This window comes from Actinomadura verrucosospora (genome assembly GCF_039540335.1).
Classification (GTDB): Bacteria; Actinomycetota; Actinomycetes; order Streptosporangiales; family Streptosporangiaceae; genus Spirillospora; species Spirillospora verrucosospora.
The window spans coordinates 83,391-100,641 of the sequence record NZ_BAABEV010000008.1 but is presented as its reverse complement, the minus strand read 5'-3'; the positions used below and the strand labels follow the sequence as shown (position 1 = coordinate 100,641).

General features: G+C 72.9%; 8 protein-coding genes. 7 read left to right on the top strand and 1 reads right to left on the bottom strand.

All coding sequences use genetic code 11. The features are described from left to right. Positions 1-137 precede the first annotated feature (137 nt). From polA to coaE, 6 genes are all read left to right on the top strand, one after another. A complete protein-coding gene (gene polA, locus ABD944_RS12000; RefSeq protein WP_345175365.1) occupies positions 138-2,828 on the top strand; it encodes a DNA polymerase I in 2,691 nt (896 codons plus the stop codon). Positions 2,829-4,032: 1,204 nt separating this feature from the next. Further along, positions 4,033-4,953: a polysaccharide deacetylase family protein gene (locus ABD944_RS11995; protein WP_345175364.1), complete on the top strand. Its 921-nt coding sequence runs from the start codon at positions 4,033-4,035 to the stop codon at positions 4,951-4,953. Positions 4,954-5,193: 240 nt separating this feature from the next. Next, positions 5,194-6,681 (top strand): 30S ribosomal protein S1, encoded by a 1,488-nt coding sequence (rpsA, locus tag ABD944_RS11990; protein WP_345175361.1) that lies wholly within the window; start codon positions 5,194-5,196, stop codon positions 6,679-6,681. A gap of 218 nt (positions 6,682-6,899) precedes the next feature. After that, positions 6,900-8,852: an endonuclease/exonuclease/phosphatase family protein gene (locus ABD944_RS11985; protein ID WP_345175359.1), complete on the top strand. Its 1,953-nt coding sequence runs from the start codon at positions 6,900-6,902 to the stop codon at positions 8,850-8,852. A gap of 92 nt (positions 8,853-8,944) precedes the next feature. Next, positions 8,945-9,436, top strand: coding sequence for a GNAT family N-acetyltransferase (locus ABD944_RS11980; protein WP_345175358.1), 492 nt, complete (start codon positions 8,945-8,947; stop codon positions 9,434-9,436). Positions 9,437-9,478: 42 nt separating this feature from the next. Beyond that, positions 9,479-10,078, top strand: a complete 600-nt coding sequence (coaE, locus tag ABD944_RS11975; protein ID WP_345175357.1) for a dephospho-CoA kinase — start codon at positions 9,479-9,481, stop codon at positions 10,076-10,078. Here coaE and ABD944_RS11970 read toward each other — a convergent pair. After that, the gene (locus ABD944_RS11970) at positions 10,075-15,951 is read right to left on the bottom strand and encodes a WD40 domain-containing protein (protein WP_345175354.1); all 5,877 of its coding nucleotides are present in this window, start codon (positions 15,949-15,951) and stop codon (positions 10,075-10,077) included. The two genes, coaE and ABD944_RS11970, sit on opposite strands and share 4 nt — an antisense overlap. Positions 15,952-16,018: 67 nt before the next feature. Here ABD944_RS11970 and ABD944_RS11965 point away from each other — a divergent pair, with 67 nt between their 5' ends. Continuing rightward, positions 16,019-17,245 carry an ArsB/NhaD family transporter gene (locus ABD944_RS11965; RefSeq protein ID WP_345175352.1) on the top strand — a complete coding sequence of 409 codons (1,227 nt, stop codon included), beginning with the start codon at positions 16,019-16,021 and terminating at the stop codon, positions 17,243-17,245. Positions 17,246-17,251 lie beyond the last annotated feature (6 nt).

Below are 17,251 nucleotides of genomic sequence, written 5' to 3'. Positions count from 1 at the left end.
TTCTTCGCCAGGTCGCCGTGCGCGTCGAACTCCTCCCCCGCGAGGATCTTCGCGCCCAGGTCCTCCGGGCTCGCGCCGTCGGTGTCAGTCACTTACGCCTCCACAAAACTGTCGTACGCGCAGACTAGAGTCCTGGTGTGGCGACCTCACCGACGACCCCTGACAAGCGCGACCGGCTTCTGCTGCTCGACGGCCACTCCCTGGCCTACCGGGCGTTCTTCGCATTGCCCGTGGAGAACTTCTCCACGACCGACGGGCAGCCGACCAACGCCGTGTACGGCTTCACCTCGATGCTCATCAACGTGCTGCGCGACGAGCAGCCGTCCCACATCGCGGTGGCGTTCGACCGCTCCGAGCCGACGTTCCGGCACGAGCAGTACGTCGAGTACAAGGCCGGCCGGCAGAAGACGCCCGACGAGTTCCGCAGCCAGGTCAGCCTGATCTTCGAGGTGCTGGACGCGCTGCGCATCCCGCGGCTGTCGGTCGCCGGGTTCGAGGCCGACGACATCATCGCCACGCTGTCCGTCCAGGCCACCCGCGCGGGGATGCAGACCCTCATCGTCACCGGCGACCGCGACGCGTTCCAGCTGGTCGACGACTCGGTGACGATCCTGTACCCCGTCCGCGGCGTGTCGGAGCTCGCCCGGATGGACCCCGCCGCCGTCGAGGCCAAGTACGGCGTCCCGCCCGAGCGGTACCGCGAGCTCGCCGCCCTCGTGGGGGAGAGCAGCGACAACCTGCCCGGCGTGCCCGGCGTCGGCCCGAAGACCGCCGCCAAGTGGCTCACCAAGTACGGCGACCTCGACACCCTCGTGAACCGCGTCGACGAGATCAAGGGCAAGGCCGGCGACAACCTGCGCGAGCACCTGTCCGGCGTGCTGCGCAACCAGCAGATCAACAAGCTCGACTGCGAGGTCGGCCTGGAGCTGACGCCGCCGCAGCTGACGATGGGCCAGTGGGACCGCGAGGAGATCCACACCCTGTTCGACTCGCTGCAGTTCCGCGTCCTGCGCGAACGGCTGTACTCCTCGATCTCCGCGGCCGAGCCCGAGGCCGATGAGGGCTTCGACGTCGAGGTGGAACCGCTCGAACCCGGCGCCCTCGGCGCCTGGCTCGACGCCAACACCGCCGACCGGATCGGCGTCGCCGTCACCGGCACCTGGGGCCGCGGCACCGGCGAGATCACCGCGCTGGCGCTGGCGTCCGTCAAGGGCCCCGCCGTCCACCTCGACCCGGCCGAGCTGATCGAGGACGACGAGCGCGCCCTCGCCGCCTACCTCGCCGACCCCGCCCGCCCCAAGGCGATCCACGAGGCCAAGGGCCCGATGCTGGCGCTCGCCGCGCGCGGCATGCGGCTGGAGGGCGTCACCAGCGACACCGCGCTCGCCGCCTACCTCGCGCTCCCCGGCCAGCGCACGTTCGACCTCGCCGACCTCGTCCTGCGCTACCTGCACCGCGAGCTGCGCAGCGAGACCGAGGACTCCGGCCAGCTCACCCTGGACGGCTCCGGAGAGGAAGAGGCCGCCGAAGCCCTCGCCGTCCGCGCCCGCGCCGTCACCGAGCTCGCCGACGTCCTCGACAAGGACCTCGACAAGCGCGGCGCCACCCGCCTCCTGCGCGAGGTCGAGCTGCCGCTGGTCGGCGTCCTCGCCGCCATGGAACGCGCCGGCATCGCCGTCGACGCCGACCACCTGGCGGGCTTGTCGGCGTCCCTGGGCGGCCAGGTCAAGGAGCAGGAGCAGCTGGCCCACGCCGCCGTCGGGCGCGAGTTCAACCTCGGCTCGCCCAAGCAGGTCCAGCAGGTCCTGTTCGACGAGCTGAACCTCCCCAAGACCAAGCGCACCAAGACCGGCTACACCACCGACTCCGAGGCCCTCACGACCCTCCTGGAGAAGGACGGCCACCCCGTCCTGGAGCACATCCTGCGGTGGCGGGAGGTCGCCAAGCTCAAGAGCATCGTCGACTCCCTGATCCCCATGGCCGACGACGCCGGCCGCATCCACACCACGTTCAACCAGATGATCGCCGCCACCGGGCGGCTCTCCTCCACCGACCCCAACCTGCAGAACATCCCGATCCGCACCGCCGAAGGCCGCCAGATCCGCGAGGCCTTCGTCGTCGGCGACGGCTACGAATCCCTCCTCACCGCCGACTACTCCCAGATCGAGCTGCGCATCATGGCGCACCTCTCGGAGGACGACGCGCTCCTGGAGGCCTTCGGCTCCGGCGCCGACTTCCACACCATCACCGCGTCCCGCGTCTTCGGCCTGCCGCCCGAGCAGATCGACTCCGAACTGCGCGCGCGCATCAAGGCCATGAACTACGGCCTCGCCTACGGCCTGTCCGCCTACGGCCTCTCCCAGCAGCTGCGGATCTCCCCGGACGAGGCGCGCGGCCTCATGGAGGAGTACTTCGAGCAGTTCGGCGGCGTCCGCGACTACCTCCGCGACATCGTCGCCAAGGCCCGCCAGGAGGGCTACACCGAGACCATCCTCGGCCGCCGCCGCTACCTGCCCGACCTCAACTCCGACAACCGCCAGCGCCGCGAGATGGCCGAACGCATGGCCCTCAACGCCCCCATCCAGGGCTCGGCCGCCGACATCATCAAGGTCGCCAGCCTCAACGTCGACCGCGCCCTCCGCGACGCCGGCCTCACCTCCCGCATGCTCCTCCAGGTCCACGACGAACTCGTCTTCGAAGTCGCCCCAGGAGAACTCGACGACCTGAAAACCCTCGTCAGCACCCAGATGGCCGCCGCCTACGAACTACGCGCCCCCCTGAGCGTCTCCATGGGCACCGGCCGCACCTGGCAGGACGCTGCGCATTAATTGCGTTTTTCTCCTCCTTCGGGCCTGGCGGCCCTCCATCGTCGATAAACGCGGGCGATCGCTGGCATCGCTCCGACTCGCCTAGCGGCTCGCTGCGCGATCAGGTTCTCGCTTCGCTTGAACCTGCCTTCGGACGCGATCGCAACCATTGAGGCTGTTGCGTGGTTGCGGCGGTGGCTGGGGTTGTTGCGCTGTGTTTTTTGCAGTGCTGTCCTCTTTCGGGCTTGGCGGCCCTCCGTCGTCGGGCACTGCGGGCGATCGCTGGCATCGCTTCGTCTCGCCTTGCGGCTCGCTGCGCGATCAGATCCTTGCTTCGCTCGGATCTGCCTTCGGACGCGATCGCGCCCATTGAGGTTGTTGCGTGGTTGCGGTTGCGGTTGAGGTCGTTGCGCTGGCTGTTGCCGTGCTCTGCTCCCTCGGGTCCCGAGGGCCCGTTGGCGTCGGGCCTTGCGGGTGACCGTCGGCGTCGCCTCGGTTCGCTCCAGGCCCGAGCGGGGGTAGGCGGGCGCCTGGCTTTGCCCTCATGGACGTTCTGCGGGAGTCGGGGGGCTGGCTTGGATGCTCTCTCCGATGGGTGCGGTGGGGCGCTTCGGTTGGCTGTTCGGGGTGGGGGCGCGTTGTCGCCGGCGTTGGCTTCTCGCGTTGCGGGGTCGTCGGGTGCCGTGGGCGCGGGCTTTGGTCTTTCGCCATCTGTCGGGGTTGTGGGGTTTGGCTGGGCGGCGGTTTGGGCCATCGGGCGTGGGCGTGCCTTTGTTGGGCTATTTGCGCCGGTTTGTGGTGGTTGGGTTGCGGGGTGGGTGGGTTTTGTGGCGGGGGTGTTGTTTTTCGGGGGTGGGTGGGTTTTACCGGGGGTTTTCGGACTTGATTCTCTGTGGGGCCTGGTGGGGGTGGTGCGTGGGGATCATTCGGGTAGGTCGGTGGGTGTCCGTAGATGTCCGGGGGGTCGTACGCTGTCCCCCTGGTCCTGTTCGGGTCTACCGGCGGGGGAACTGTGCCTCTCCTTCACAAGATTGCTGGAGTTGTGGTCGTCTGTGCCGTTGTCCTGGGGCTGACGCTTCCCGGGGGGCGCAAGGAACATCGCAAGGAGAACGTGGCCCGGCGGGCCGGGGCCGCTTCCGAGGCGACGGCCACCGCGAGAGCCGCCAAGGCCGGGCTCGCGCCGGTACCCGGGGCGCCCGGAGCCTCGGGGAGTGCGACGCCTTCGGTGGCGGTGTCCACGCCCATCGCCGCGGCGGCGGCCGGGGCGGTCGCGGTCAAGGCCAACGAGCTGGGGCAGATCCCGGTGCTGATGTACCACCGGATCATGAAGAAGCCCGAGCTGTCGCTGGACCGGTCGAGCAAGGAGCTGTACGACGAGCTGACCGGGCTCGCCAAGGACGGCTACTACCCGATCACGGCGGCGGAGTTCGTCAGCGGGCGGATCGACGTGCCGGCGGGCAAGCATCCCGTGGTGCTGACGTTCGACGACAGCACGCCCGGGCACTTCGGGCTCGACCCGCAGGGCAACCCGGCGCCCGACACGGCCGTGGCGGTCATCGAGCAGGTCGCGCGGGAGAACCCGGGGTTCCGGCCGGTCGCGACGTTCTACCTGAACAAGGAGCTGTTCGGGATGGACGAGACGCGGGCCGCCGCGGGGCTCGGATGGCTCCGGCAGCACGGGTTCGAGCTCGGCAACCACACCGTGTCCCACCCGAGCCTGACCGGCATGTCCGAGAAGGGCGTGCACAAGGAGATCGGGGACATGGAGGACCGGATCGTCCGGCTCACCGGGACGCACGCGACCACGTTCGCGTATCCGTTCGGGGCCGTCCCGAAGAAGAAGGCGTGGGCCGAGAAGCAGGACGGCCGGTACGCCTTCCAGGGGATCTTCCTGGCCGGGTGGCGGCCGTCGCTCTCGCCGTTCGACGCCGACTTCGACCGGTGGAACATCGACCGGGTGCGGTCCGAGGGCAAGATCAAGGAGAACGACTGCACCAAGTACTGCTCCACGGCGTGGCTGGAGTACCTGGACAAGAACCCCGGCGAGCGGTACACCTCTGACGGAGACCCGAACACCGTGACGTTTCCCAAGGCGTCCGAGGACCGGATCGCCAAGCAGTACCGGGCCTACGCGCGGATGTACTGATCGCGGCGCCGCCAGCCGGATTGACCCGGGGACTTCGGTCCCATATCCTGATCGCTGCGCTGTGGGCCTGCGCGCGCTTCGGACGGAGCAGGCTCGCGCTCGGTCAGGTCGGCGACATCGGTTCGGTTCACTGACGCGGCGGTTGTCCGCGTTCCCTTCCGGTCTTCGGCAGGGCGGATAACGGCCCTCCGCGCACATGCCCATCACGACTTCCATGTCCGTACCGGAGCCAGCCGACACATGACGAGCAGCACCGAGGCCACCTCGACCACCCCGCAGGTAGCGGTCAACGACATCGGGTCCGAGGAAGCCTTCCTCGCCGCGATCGATGAGACCATCAAGTACTTCAACGACGGCGACATTGTCGAAGGCACTGTCGTCAAGGTCGATCGTGACGAGGTCCTCCTCGACATCGGCTACAAGACCGAGGGCGTCATCCCCTCGCGTGAGCTGTCCATCAAGCACGACGTCGACCCGAACGAGGTCGTCTCCACCGGAGACCACGTCGAGGCCCTCGTCCTCCAGAAGGAGGACAAGGAAGGCCGGCTGATCCTGTCCAAGAAGCGCGCCCAGTACGAGCGCGCCTGGGGCACGATCGAGAAGATCAAGGACGAGGACGGCATCGTCACCGGCACGGTCATCGAGGTCGTCAAGGGCGGTCTCATCCTCGACATCGGGCTGCGCGGCTTCCTGCCCGCCTCGCTGGTCGAGATGCGCCGGGTCCGCGACCTTCAGCCCTACGTCGGGCGCGAGCTCGAGGCCAAGATCATCGAGCTGGACAAGAACCGCAACAACGTGGTCCTGTCCCGCCGCGCCTGGCTGGAGCAGACGCAGAGCGAGGTCCGCCAGACCTTCCTCAACACGCTGCAGAAGGGCCAGGTCCGCAAGGGCGTCGTGTCCTCGATCGTCAACTTCGGCGCGTTCGTCGACCTCGGCGGCGTCGACGGTCTGGTCCACGTCTCCGAGCTGTCCTGGAAGCACATCGACCACCCCTCCGAGGTCGTCGAGGTCGGCCAGGAGGTCACGGTCGAGGTCCTGGACGTCGACATGGAGCGCGAGCGCGTCTCCCTGTCGCTCAAGGCGACCCAGGAAGACCCGTGGCAGCAGTTCGCCCGCACCCACCAGATCGGGCAGGTCGTCCCGGGCCGCGTCACCAAGCTGGTGCCGTTCGGCGCGTTCGTCCGCGTCGAGGAGGGCATCGAGGGCCTGGTGCACATCTCCGAGCTGGCCGAGCGGCACGTGGAGATCCCCGAGCAGGTCGTCCAGGTCGGCGACGAGATCTTCGTGAAGATCATCGACATCGACCTCGACCGGCGCCGGATCAGCCTGTCGCTCAAGCAGGCCAACGAGGGCGCCGCGGGGATCGAGGAAGAGGACTTCGACCCGACCCTGTACGGCATGCCGGCCGAGTACGACGACCAGGGGAACTACAAGTACCCCGAGGGCTTCGACGCCGACACCGGCGAATGGCTCGAGGGCTTCGACGAGCAGCGTGAGACCTGGGAGCGGCAGTACGCCGAGGCCCGCTCCCGCTTCGACGCCCACCGCAAGCAGATCGAGGAGGCCCGCAAGGCCGAGGCGGAGGCCGGTGCCGAGCCCACGGGCGGCGGCGGCGGTGGCGGCGAGACCTCCTACTCCGGCGGCGGCGAGAGCGAGTCCGGCGGTGGCGCCCTGGCCACCGACGAGGCGCTCGCCGCACTGCGGGAGAAGCTCTCCGGCGGGCAGTGACGCCCAGCCGACGCGCCGTCCGCGCGCGGCCGCCCCGGCGGCTCGCGCGCGGCGGCCGGTGAGACCCTGAACACGGCCGGAGAACGATCTTTCGAGATCGGCCTCCGGCCGTGCTGCGGTTGCGCCACCATGACCCTGATGGCACGCGCCGGTCCGCGGCGCTCCGCAGCATCCGCACGTCCCGAAGGTCCGCTCGTCCCCCGGGAGCAGTCGTTCAATTGGCCAGCACAGACGTAGGCACCAGGACCGGCGGCCCGGCCGCGGCCGGCCCCCCGATCGTCCCGCAGGGCCCCGCCAGACTCGCGCTGATCGCCGTGACCGTCGCGGTGCTCGCGCAGACGCTGCGGTTCTCGCTGCCGCAGCTCGACCACTTCGCCGACGAGGCCGGGACCGCGGCCGCCGCCGGCGCGGTGCTCGCGGTCTACCTCGCCGGGTTCGCCGCCCCGCTCATCCGCCGCTTCGCCGGCCCGCGCGGGCTGCTGCTCGCCGGCGTCGGCGGGCTGTTCGCCGTCCGGCTCCTCGCCCAGGCGCTCGACCCCCGCACCTGGCTCGCGTTCGCCGGCACCGCCATCGGCATGATCGCCGTCGCGGCGCTGTACGAGGGCGCCCGCGGCCTGTCGGGGGTCGGCTTCGCCACCGCCACCGTCGCGGGCCTGTCCATCGACGGCGCCGTGCGGATGTGCTTCGCCACCTGGGACCCGGTGTGGCGCGACGGCATCGGCCCCTGGCTGGCCTGCCTGGCGTTCGTCGGCGTCGGCGCCGCCGCGCTCTACCGCGAGCTGGCGTCGGGACCCGTCACCGCGCCCGGCGTGTCCTGGCGGGACGCGCTCGGCGCCGCGGCGTTCGGGCCGTTCCTCGCGCTGCAGATCCTCGTCCTCGCCAGCCCCGCGTTCGTGGCCTCGTCGGGGTGGCAGTCGCTGACCGGCGCGCACGTCGCGATCGTGATCGGCCAGGGCCTCGCGCTGGCGTTCCTGGCCTCCGGGCTCGCCGTGCGGGCCGTGCCGGGCGGCGTGTGCGTGCTCGGCGGGACGGTCCTCGGCGTCGGCGCGGGCGCCGTCGCCGGGACGTACGCGGTCTCCGGCATCGAGGTCGTCCCCGTCGTGATCGTCGGGCAGGTGCTGTCGGCGTGGCTGCTCGCCGTGGCGTGCCGCGCGCCGCTGCGCCGCGCCGGGACCGGCGGGCCCGTCTGGCGGGTGGACGCCGGCGCCGCGCTCGGCGGCCTGCTCGTCGCCGCGATCCTCATCCCGTACCAGGTCAGCGCGGTCTCGCCGCTGCCGGTTCCGAACAACCTGCTGCCCGGCCTCGCCGGCATCCTGCTCGGCGCGCTCGCGGCGATCGCCGCGGCGCGCGGCGGTCCGCTGCCGGCCCGTGCCCCGCTGCGGGCCCTCACCGCCGGCGCCGCCGCGCTGGTGCTGCTGGCCGGCACCCTCGTGTTCACCGTGGCCGCGCCGGACGGCGAGGCCCCGGCGGCGCCCGCCGCGGGGCAGGTGCGGGTGCTCAGCTACAACATCCACGACGCGGTCAACCAGTCCGGCCGCCTCGACCCGGAGGGCGTCGCCCGCGTCATCGAGGGGCAGCGCGCGCAGGTCGTCCTGCTGCAGGAGGCCGGGCGCGGGTCGCTGCTGTCCGGCACCAGCGACGTCGCCGTGTGGCTGTCGCGGCGCCTCGGCATGAAGCTGATCTGGGGGCCCGCCGCCGACGGCCAGTTCGGCAACGCGATCCTGACGTCGCTCCCGGTGCGCAGCTCCGGGACGGGCCGGATGCCGAAGGGCGACTGGTCGCAGATCCGCGGCTACGTGTGGGCGCGGCTCGCCGTCGGCCCGACCACGGTGGACGTGTGGTCGACGCACCTGGAGGGCGGCGACGACCGGGGCGGCGAGCGGGCCCGGGAGATCGCGGCGCTGCTGCGGGCGTGGGGCGGCGCGCCCCGCACGATCATCGGCGGCGACTTCAACGCGGGCCCGGGCAGCCCGGAGCTGACCGCGATGACCGACGGCACCGACCTGCGCAACACCGCGATCGGCGGCGAGCAGTACCCGACCAGGTCCGACGGCACCAGCACCGACTGGGTCTTCGGGTCGGACGGCGTGCTCGTCACCGACTACGACGTGCCCGAGTCCGACGCCTCCGACCACTACCCGGTCGCGGTGACCGTCCGGATCGGCCGGTGAGCGGACGCGGGCGGCGCCTGCCCCTAGGGTCGGGACATGAGTGAAGCGAACCGGGGGGCGCGAGGGGGCGGCTGCCCGCGAGGTGACGGCGCATGAGCGCTGAGACGGTCGCGATCGAGCGGGCGGCCCCTGCGGACGCGGGGGAGATGATGACCGTGCAGCGGGCCGCCTACGTCACGGAGGCCCAGCTGTACGGCGACCCGTTCATCCCCCCGCTGGTGGAGTCGGCCGAGCAGTTGCGCAAGGTGCTGGCCGGGGACGCCGTGGTCCTGAAGGCGGTCATGGACGGCCGCCTCGTCGGCGCCGTCCGCGCCCAGTTCAGCGACCGCACGTGCCTGGTCGGGCGGCTCGTCGTGGCCCCCGACCTGCAGCGCCGCGGCCTCGGGCGGCGCCTGATGACGGAGCTGGAGGACGAGATCGCCGGGCGCGCCGACGCGTGCGTGCTGTTCACCGGCCACCTCAGCGAGGCGAACGTGCGCCTGTACCGGCGGCTCGGCTACTCCGAGACGCACCGGGAGCGCGTCGCCGCGCACCTCACCCTCGTCCACATGCGCAAGACACTCGTCCCCGCCGGGACCGCCTAGCCGCCGGAACCCCTCGCCCGCCGCGCCGCTAGGGTGAGTCCCGTGCTGAAAGTGGGACTCACCGGCGGGATCGGTTCGGGCAAGAGCGAGGTGTCGAGGCGGCTCCGCGGTCACGGCGCGGTCGTCATCGACGCCGACAGGATCGCCCGCGAGGTGGTCGAGCCGGGCACCCCGGGTCTCGCCGCCGTGGTGGCGGAGTTCGGCGAGGACGTGCTGCTCCCGGACGGCGCCCTCGACCGGGAGAAGGTCGGCCGCATCGTGTTCGCCGACCCGGACCGGCTCGCCGCCCTGAACGCGATCGTCCACCCGCTGGTGGGGGAGCGGATGCAGGAGCTGATGGACGCCGCCCCCGCGGACGCGGTCGTCGTCTACGACGTCCCCCTCCTGGCGGAGAACGGCCTGGCCGGCATGTACGACGAGGTCGTCGTCGTGGACGCGCCCGAGGAGGTCCAGCTCGACCGCCTCGTCGCCCGCCGCGGCATGACGGAGGAGGACGCCCGCGCCCGCATGGCCGCGCAGGCGTCCCGCGCCGACCGCCGCGCCGTCGCCACCCACGTCATCGACAACTCCGGCACCCTCGCCGACCTGAAGACCCAGGTCGACGCGCTCTGGGCCTCGCTCACCGGCCGCGCCGCCCCCTAGAACGGGGCGTCGAGGGGGAGGCGGCGGACCTCGGGGAGGTAGGCGTCGAGCTCGCCCGGCTCGAAGCGGCACAGGCCCACGGCGTACCAGAACTCGGCGGTGGCGTTGCCCTCCCACTTGTAGCGTCCGTCGGGGGCCAGGGCGGCCCAGCCCTCGGCCAGGCCGAGGAGGGTGGCGCGGCGCGCGGGGGCGGTGCGGTCGGTGACGTCCCACAGGATGACGGCGCCGTCGTCGCCCGCGGTGGCGAGCAGGGAGCCGTCCGGGCTGAACGCCGCGGACCAGACGCGGCGGGTGTGGCCGGTGAGGGTGTGCAGCAGCCGCCCGTCGGACGGGTCCCAGAGGCGCACGACGAGGTCGTCGCCCGCGCTGGCGAGCATCGCCCCGGACGGGTGGAACGCGGTCGTCCACAGGCGCCCGGTGTGCTCGGTGAGGGTGTGCAGGAGGTCGCCGGTGGACGGGTCCCAGAGGCGGACGGTGCCGTCGTTGCCGGCGCTGGCGAGCGTCTCCCCGGACGGTGAGAACGACACCTGGTACACGCGGTCGCCGTGGCCCCGCAGCGCGGCGGAGAGTTCGCCCGTGCTGGGGCTCCAGAGGCGGACGACGCCGTCGTCGCAGCCGGTGGCGACCAGGGCGCCGCCGGGCTGGAAGTCGATGGAGCGGACGCGGCCCCGGTGGTCGGCGAGGTTGACGATCTCGCGGCCGCTCGTCCAGTACCAGAGCCGGACGGAGTCGTCGTCGTTGGCGGTGGCGAGGACGTCCCCGGAAGGCGCGAACGCCTGCGCCCAGACGTGGTCGGTCTCGACGTTCAGTTCGCGTTCGAACGTGCCCGTCCCGGCCTGCCACAGGTGGACGCCGCCGTCGTTGGTGGCGGTGGCGAGCTGCGAGTCGCGGGTGTTGAACGCCGCGGAGGTGAGGTTGTCGGCGACGCCGCGCAGCTCGCGGATCATCCGGCCGGTGCGCGGGTCCCAGAGCCGGACGAGGCCGTCGTTGCCGCTGGCGGCGAGCATGCCGCCGTCGGGACTGAACGCCACGCCGGTGATGCGGCGGCCGTGGCCGCGCAGCACGACGCGGCACTGCCCGGTCTCGGCGTCCCACAGCCGCGCCGTGCCGTCGTTGCTGCTGGTGGCGAGCTGGGAGCCGTCCGGGCGGAACGCGAACGGCCACACGGCGCCGCGGTGCCCGGCCAGTTCGAGGCGCTGCCGGCCGGTGAGCGGGTCCCACAGGCGGACGGACCCGGCGCTGTCGGCGGTGGCGAGGCGGCCGCCGTCCGGGCTGAAGCCGGCCTGGTAGATGCCTCCGCCGTGGCCGGTGAGGGCGCCGCGCTGCCGTCCGTCCTCCCAGATGCGGACGGACCCGTCGGTGTCGCCGGTGACCAGGAGGGCCCCGTCCGGGTGGAACGCGATGGCGTAGACGCGGCCGGTGTGGCCGAGGAGCTCCTGGCGGATCTCGCCGGTGCGGATGTCCCAGAGCCGGACGACGCCCGCCTCGTCCCCGGCGGCGAGCAGGGAGCCGTCAGGGTGGAACACGGCGCGGAACACCGCGCCGTGGTGGCCGGCCAGCTCCCGGCGCAGCGCGCCGGTGGCGAGGTCCCAGACGCGCAGCGTGCCGCCCGCGTCACCGGTGACCATGAGCGAGCCTGCGGGGTCGAACACGGCGGTGTAGACGGGGGCGGTGTGCCCGGGCAGCTCGTGCAGGAGCCGGCCGGACACGGTGTCCCACACCCGGAGGGTCCCGTCGGCGGCGCCGGCGGCGACGAGGTCGCCGCCCGCGGGGGAGCGTCCCCCGACGACCAGGGGCCACACGCCGTCGGGGTGGACGGCGAAGGTGTGCGCGGTGTGGCCGGTGGCGAGGTCCCACAGGCGGACGGAGCCGTCGGCGGACCCGCTCGCCAGGAGGCCGCCCGCGCCGTCGAAGGCGACCGCGTAGGCGCGGTCGGTGTGGCCCTGGAGGTTGCGCAGCGGCGTGCCCGTGACGGCGTCGCAGACGAGGACGCCGCCGTCCTCGCTGCCGATGGCCAGGACGGAGCCCGCGGGGCTGTAGGCGAGCGGCTGGGGGAGGCGGCTGGTCTGGAAGTGGAAGCCGTAGGGGACGCCCACCGCGGCCGGCGCGACCTGGATGTCGATCGGGCGGCCCGGCGCGATCGCCGCCTCGCGCAGTTCGGGGGCGGCCGCGACGCGGTCGGGGAGCGCGGCGTCGACGAGGGCGGCGCGGGTCCAGCGGCTGCCCTCGACGGCGACGTCCCGCAGGTCGGCGCGGGCGAGGCGGGCCCGGGACAGGTCGGCGCCGCGCAGGTCGGCGCCGGTCAGGGTGGCCTCGTCCAGGCGCGCCCCGGCGAGCGAGGCGTCGCGCAGGACGGCGCGCGAGAGGTTCGCGCCCACGAGCTGGGCGTCGGTGAGGTCGGCGCCGGTGAGGTCGACCTCCTGGAGGTCGCGGTAGGACAGGTCCTCGCCCTGCAGGCGGGCGCCGCGCAGGTCGGTGTGGGCGGGGGTGCGCAGCCGCGTCGTGATGCGGATCGCGTTGGCGCGGGCGATGTCGTCGGCCTCGGGGTCGGCGAGCACCCGGGCCGTCCATTCCTGGCAGGCGCGGGTGTCGGCGAGGTCGCAGAGGAAGTCGACGGCGAGCTGGGTCAGGGCGCGGCGGCCGAGGGCGGCCGGTTCCTCGCCCTTGGCGAACTCGTCCGCGATGTGCCGGGCGACGAGCCACTCCATGACGGACGTGTGGATGAAGCCGAACAGGCCTTCGGGGGTGCGCACGAGCAGGCTCCCGGCGCCGACGGCGTGGGTCACCTGGTGCGGCGACATCCGTCCCCCGGCGAGCCCGGTGAGGGCGTCGGCGACGTCGGCCAGCTCGGCGAGCCGCAGGAACTGCTCGTTGCCCTCCCACAGCCGCAGCGCGAGCGTCCCTACGGCCTGCCACATGTCGTCGACCTCCAGCCCGGACGGGCCGCCCGCGCCGCCGACCCGCTCGGCCTCGTACGCGAGCCAGGACGACAGGATCTCCTGGTAGAGGTCGGCGGGGCTGACGGCGCGGCGTGCCTGCGCGACCGCGCGCAGCCGCTCCTCGGGCAGGTCGGCGATGAACGACAGCATCCGCGGGTTGGACGTGAGCGCCAGCAGCTCCTCGATCCCGGCCAGCAGGGTCAGCCGGTCCTCGGCGGCGTCCTCGTCGCCGTACCGGTTCACCAGGTACGAGCGGACCTGCGGGGGCGTGAACTCCTCCAGGGAGAGGACGCGGCGGTGCGGCAGGACGCCGACCTTCTCGCCGAGGGCGGTGAGCACCTGCGCCTGGGACTTGAAGTGCTGCGTCCGGCTCGCCACCACGATCTTCGCCTTGTCCTGGGCGGCCTGCAGCAGCGTGTCGAGGTGGTCGGCGGCCCGGTCGTAGGTCATCCGCGTCACCAGCTCGTCGAACCCGTCGAAGAGCAGGACGATGCGGCCCTGGCGGAGCATGTAGTGGAACGCCTTGAGGTCGATCAGCTCCTCGCCGTGGTTGGCCAGGTGCGCGGCGACCAGGCCGTCCACGGAGTGCGCCTTGTCGAGCGCCCGCAGCTCGATGAGGATCGGGACGACGTGCGGCAGCTCCTCCGGGATGCGGCGGGCCAGCTCCCGCAGGGCGAAGGTCTTGCCGCGGCCGAAGTCGCCGAGCAGCAGCAGGAACCGCCCGTGGTCGGCGGCCAGCAGCCGCAGCATCTCGCCGACCACGTCGTCGTGGACGTCCGCGCCCGACCGGCGCCCGTCGCCGGGGCCGCTCTCCGGGAGGAACCGGTCGAGTTCCCGGTAGCGCTGGGGGACGTACAGGGCCGGCGGGTAGAGCCCGCCCGCGGACAGCCGCCCCGTCTGGGCCGCGACGTACTCCGACAGGTCGACCAGGCCCTGGAACTCGGTGAGGCTGCGCACCCGGATGCCGCGGCGCAGCGCGTCGTCGCGCAGGGACCGGGCCGGGGCCGGCCCCAGGTACACCAGTTCCGAGCCGTGGTCGGTGCCGTCGGCGTGCACGTGCCGGACGAACGCGTCCACGTCCGCCTCGGTCACCTGCCCCACGTGGGCGCCGATGCGGTACTGGCGCACGAAGCCGTCCTCCAGGTGGGTGAGCAGGAGGTGCGGCGGGTCGGAGCGGCCGTCCTCGCGCGCGGGCGGGACGACGCGCCGGATGGTGGCGCGCTCGAAGCGCGTCTCGCACGCCTCCGTCAGGCGGTCGAGCAGGCGCCCCGTGGGATCGGGGACGGGGTCGGCGGTGCCGTCGCCGCCGGGCCCGAGTTCGGGGGAGGGAGGCGCGGGAGGGGTCTGCGCGAGGGGCGGCGGGAACGTTCCGCCCACGGCCGTCCAGGACCGTTCGAGGCGTTCCGGGCCGCGCCTGGCGGCGTCCTCGGGGATCCAGCGCTCCAGCCCGTCACCGCGCACGACGACGAGCTGGTGCCGGCCGGGGCCCAGCGCCGGGACGCACGGGACGTCGCCGGTGGCCAGCACGGGGACGGCGCCGTACTCCGACTCGGTCCCCTGGAAGAACAGGTTGATGTGGGCGGCGAGGAGCGTCTCCACCGTCTCGGGATCGCGCAGCGCGCCCGGCTCGCCCGCGATGGGCGTGTGCTCGACGGCGCCGAGGCGAAGCCAGCCCTCGTCCTCGAAGTGCCGCAGCCGCTGGTTGAACCAGGCGGCCTGCGCCTGGCCGACGCGCCCGTAGCGGTCCTCCTCGCGGTGGGACTGCGGCAGCGTCGAGTTGAGCCCCGCCACCACGACCTTCAGGTCGGGGACGGGGAACAGCGTCCACGGCTGGGCGCTGTCGAAGATGAGCGCGTCGATGCCCTGGTAGAACTCCTTGAACAGGCCCGCGTAGTGCCGCCACTTGGGCCAGTACGGCGGCTGCGGCTCGATGTCGTCGGCCTCGCAGCTGGAGAAGTACGCCTGGCAGGCCGCGCGGGTGACGTCGTGGGTGCCGGGCACCACCACGACGCGCTGCGCCTCCAGCCCCAGCAGCGCGCGCAGGCTCGTCAGGAACGACAGCGCCTCGGCGAACTCCTTGCGGCTTCCCGAGTGGGTGAGGTTCCCGGTGACGACGAGCAGGTCGGGCCGCGGCACTCCGGCGTCGGCCAGCCGCGTCACGTCGCTCCAGATCCGGTCCTGCAGCTCCACCGCGGTGGTCGGCTCGCCGGGCTCGGCCAGCGTCCGGCCGAAGCGGGGACCGGAGACGTGCAGGACGGTCAGGTGCTCGCGCGGCTCGTGCCCGGTGTCGGCCGCGGGGAACGCGGGCGCGGCGACGGGCGCCCGCCGGGCGGGCCGCTCTCCGGCCGGCCCGGGCCGGCCGCCTCCGCCCCCGCCCCCGCCTCCGGGTCCGTCAGTCTCCTCCAGACGGCCTATCAGCGGTTCCCGGCCACCGGGAAGCGGCCCGGGGCGGTTCTGCCCGGCTCCGGGGAAGCCAGGGCCGTCGAGGGGGCGCGCGTGGCCGGCGAGGGCCTCCTGGATCCGGCGCGTCAGCAGCCGCCGCGCCTCGTCCGGGTCGTCCACCCCCACCAGGTCCACGTAGGTGATCGTGGAGAGCAGGCCGTCGATCGGGCAGTCCTCGATGCGGACCGTGACCAGCTTGCGCGCCGGGTCGTCCGGGTCGGCCCGCAGCGCCGCCATCCACTCCATCCGCCCGTACCGCGAGCGCAGGTAGTTGCGCGACAGCACCGCCACCACGACCTTGGCCTCCGACAGGCCCCGGTCCATGTAGTCGATGAAGTTGGTCCCGGGCACGAAGTCCCACGCCTGCATCATCGTGCGGTGCCCGGCGGCCTCCAGCTGCCAGGCGATCCACGACGCCCACCGTTCGTCGGCCGGCGAGTAGCTGATGAAGAAGTCGGTCGGGCGCTCCTGGGGGTGGCCGGGGGTCGTCATGGCGCCAGTATCGCGCGGAGCACGGCCGGAACGCAGTCATCCGGCCGCCTGTGGAATCATGACGCGCGTGCCGCCCCCTCCGACCGAGGCCCTCCGCCGCGCCGCGGGCTCCCTGGGCGTCCTCGACTGGATCCGCATCGCCGTCCTGGGGCTCGGTCTGGTGTTCGTCGCCACCGGCCTGCTGCCCGCCGACACGGCCCGCTCCAGCGTCGGACGGATCGCGCCCCTGCTGCTCTTCCTGTTCAGCGTCATCATCCTGGCGGAGCTGACCAAGGAGGCAGGGGTCTTCGACGCCATCGCGCAGCGGATGGCCCAGGCCGGCCGCGGCAACTACGCCGCGCTGTTCCTGCTGTGCGTGGCGTTCGCGTCGCTCACCACCGTCTTCCTCAACCTGGACACGACCGCCGTACTGCTGACCCCCGTCATGCTGGCCCTTGCGGCGCGCGCGCGGATCGCGACCCTCCCGCTGGCCATGACGACGGTGTGGCTGGCCAACACCGCGAGCCTGCTCCTCCCGGTGTCCAACCTGACCAACCTGCTCGCCGCCGACCGCGTGGCGCTGGAGACCCGGGCGTTCGCCGCGCGCATGTGGGCGCCGCAGCTGGCGGTCCTGGCCGTGACCATGGTGCTGCTGTGGGTCTTCTACTGGCGGCGGCGGATGCGCGGGGAGGAGACCTACGACCCGCCCGCTCCGGCGCCCGTCCAGGACCGGGTGCTGTTCTCCGCCACCGGCGCCGCGTGCCTGCTGTTCATCGGGGCGATCCTCGCCGGCGTGCACACCGGGATCCAGCTCGGCGTCGCCGCGACCGCCGCCGCCGTCGTGGCCGTGGTCGCCTTCGCCGTGCGCGACCGGTCGGCGCTGCGCCCCGCTCTCATCCCCTGGCAGCTCATGGTGTTCGTCACCGGGCTGTTCCTCGTCGTCCCCACTCTGGAGCGTTTCGGGCTGGACGACGCCATGCGCGCACTGATCGGCGAGGACGGCGGAACGGCCGGGGCGGTCCGGGCGGCGTTCTCGGGGGCGGGGCTGTCGAACGTCCTCAACAACCTCCCCGCCTACGTGGCAGGGGAATCGGCCGTGCCCGCCCCGAACAAGGACCAGCTGCTGTCCCTGCTCGTCGGGACGAACGTGGGGCCCGTCATCACGCCCTGGGGGTCGCTGGCCACGCTGCTGTGGTTCGAGTGGTGCCGGCGCTGGGACGTGCGCGTGCCGATGCGCACGTTCGTCCTGGCGGGGACGGTCCTGGCCGTGACGGGCTCGGCCGCCGCCGTCGGAGTCCTCCTGCTGACCGGCTGAGCACGC

Coding starts and splice junctions, on each gene's coding strand:
- rpsA (WP_345175361.1), top strand. CDS start 5,194: ATGACGAGCAGCACCGAGGCCACCTCGACCACCCCGCAGGTAGCGGTC.
- ABD944_RS11980 (WP_345175358.1), top strand. CDS start 8,945: ATGAGCGCTGAGACGGTCGCGATCGAGCGGGCGGCCCCTGCGGACGCG.
- ABD944_RS11970 (WP_345175354.1), bottom strand. CDS start 15,951: ATGACGACCCCCGGCCACCCCCAGGAGCGCCCGACCGACTTCTTCATC.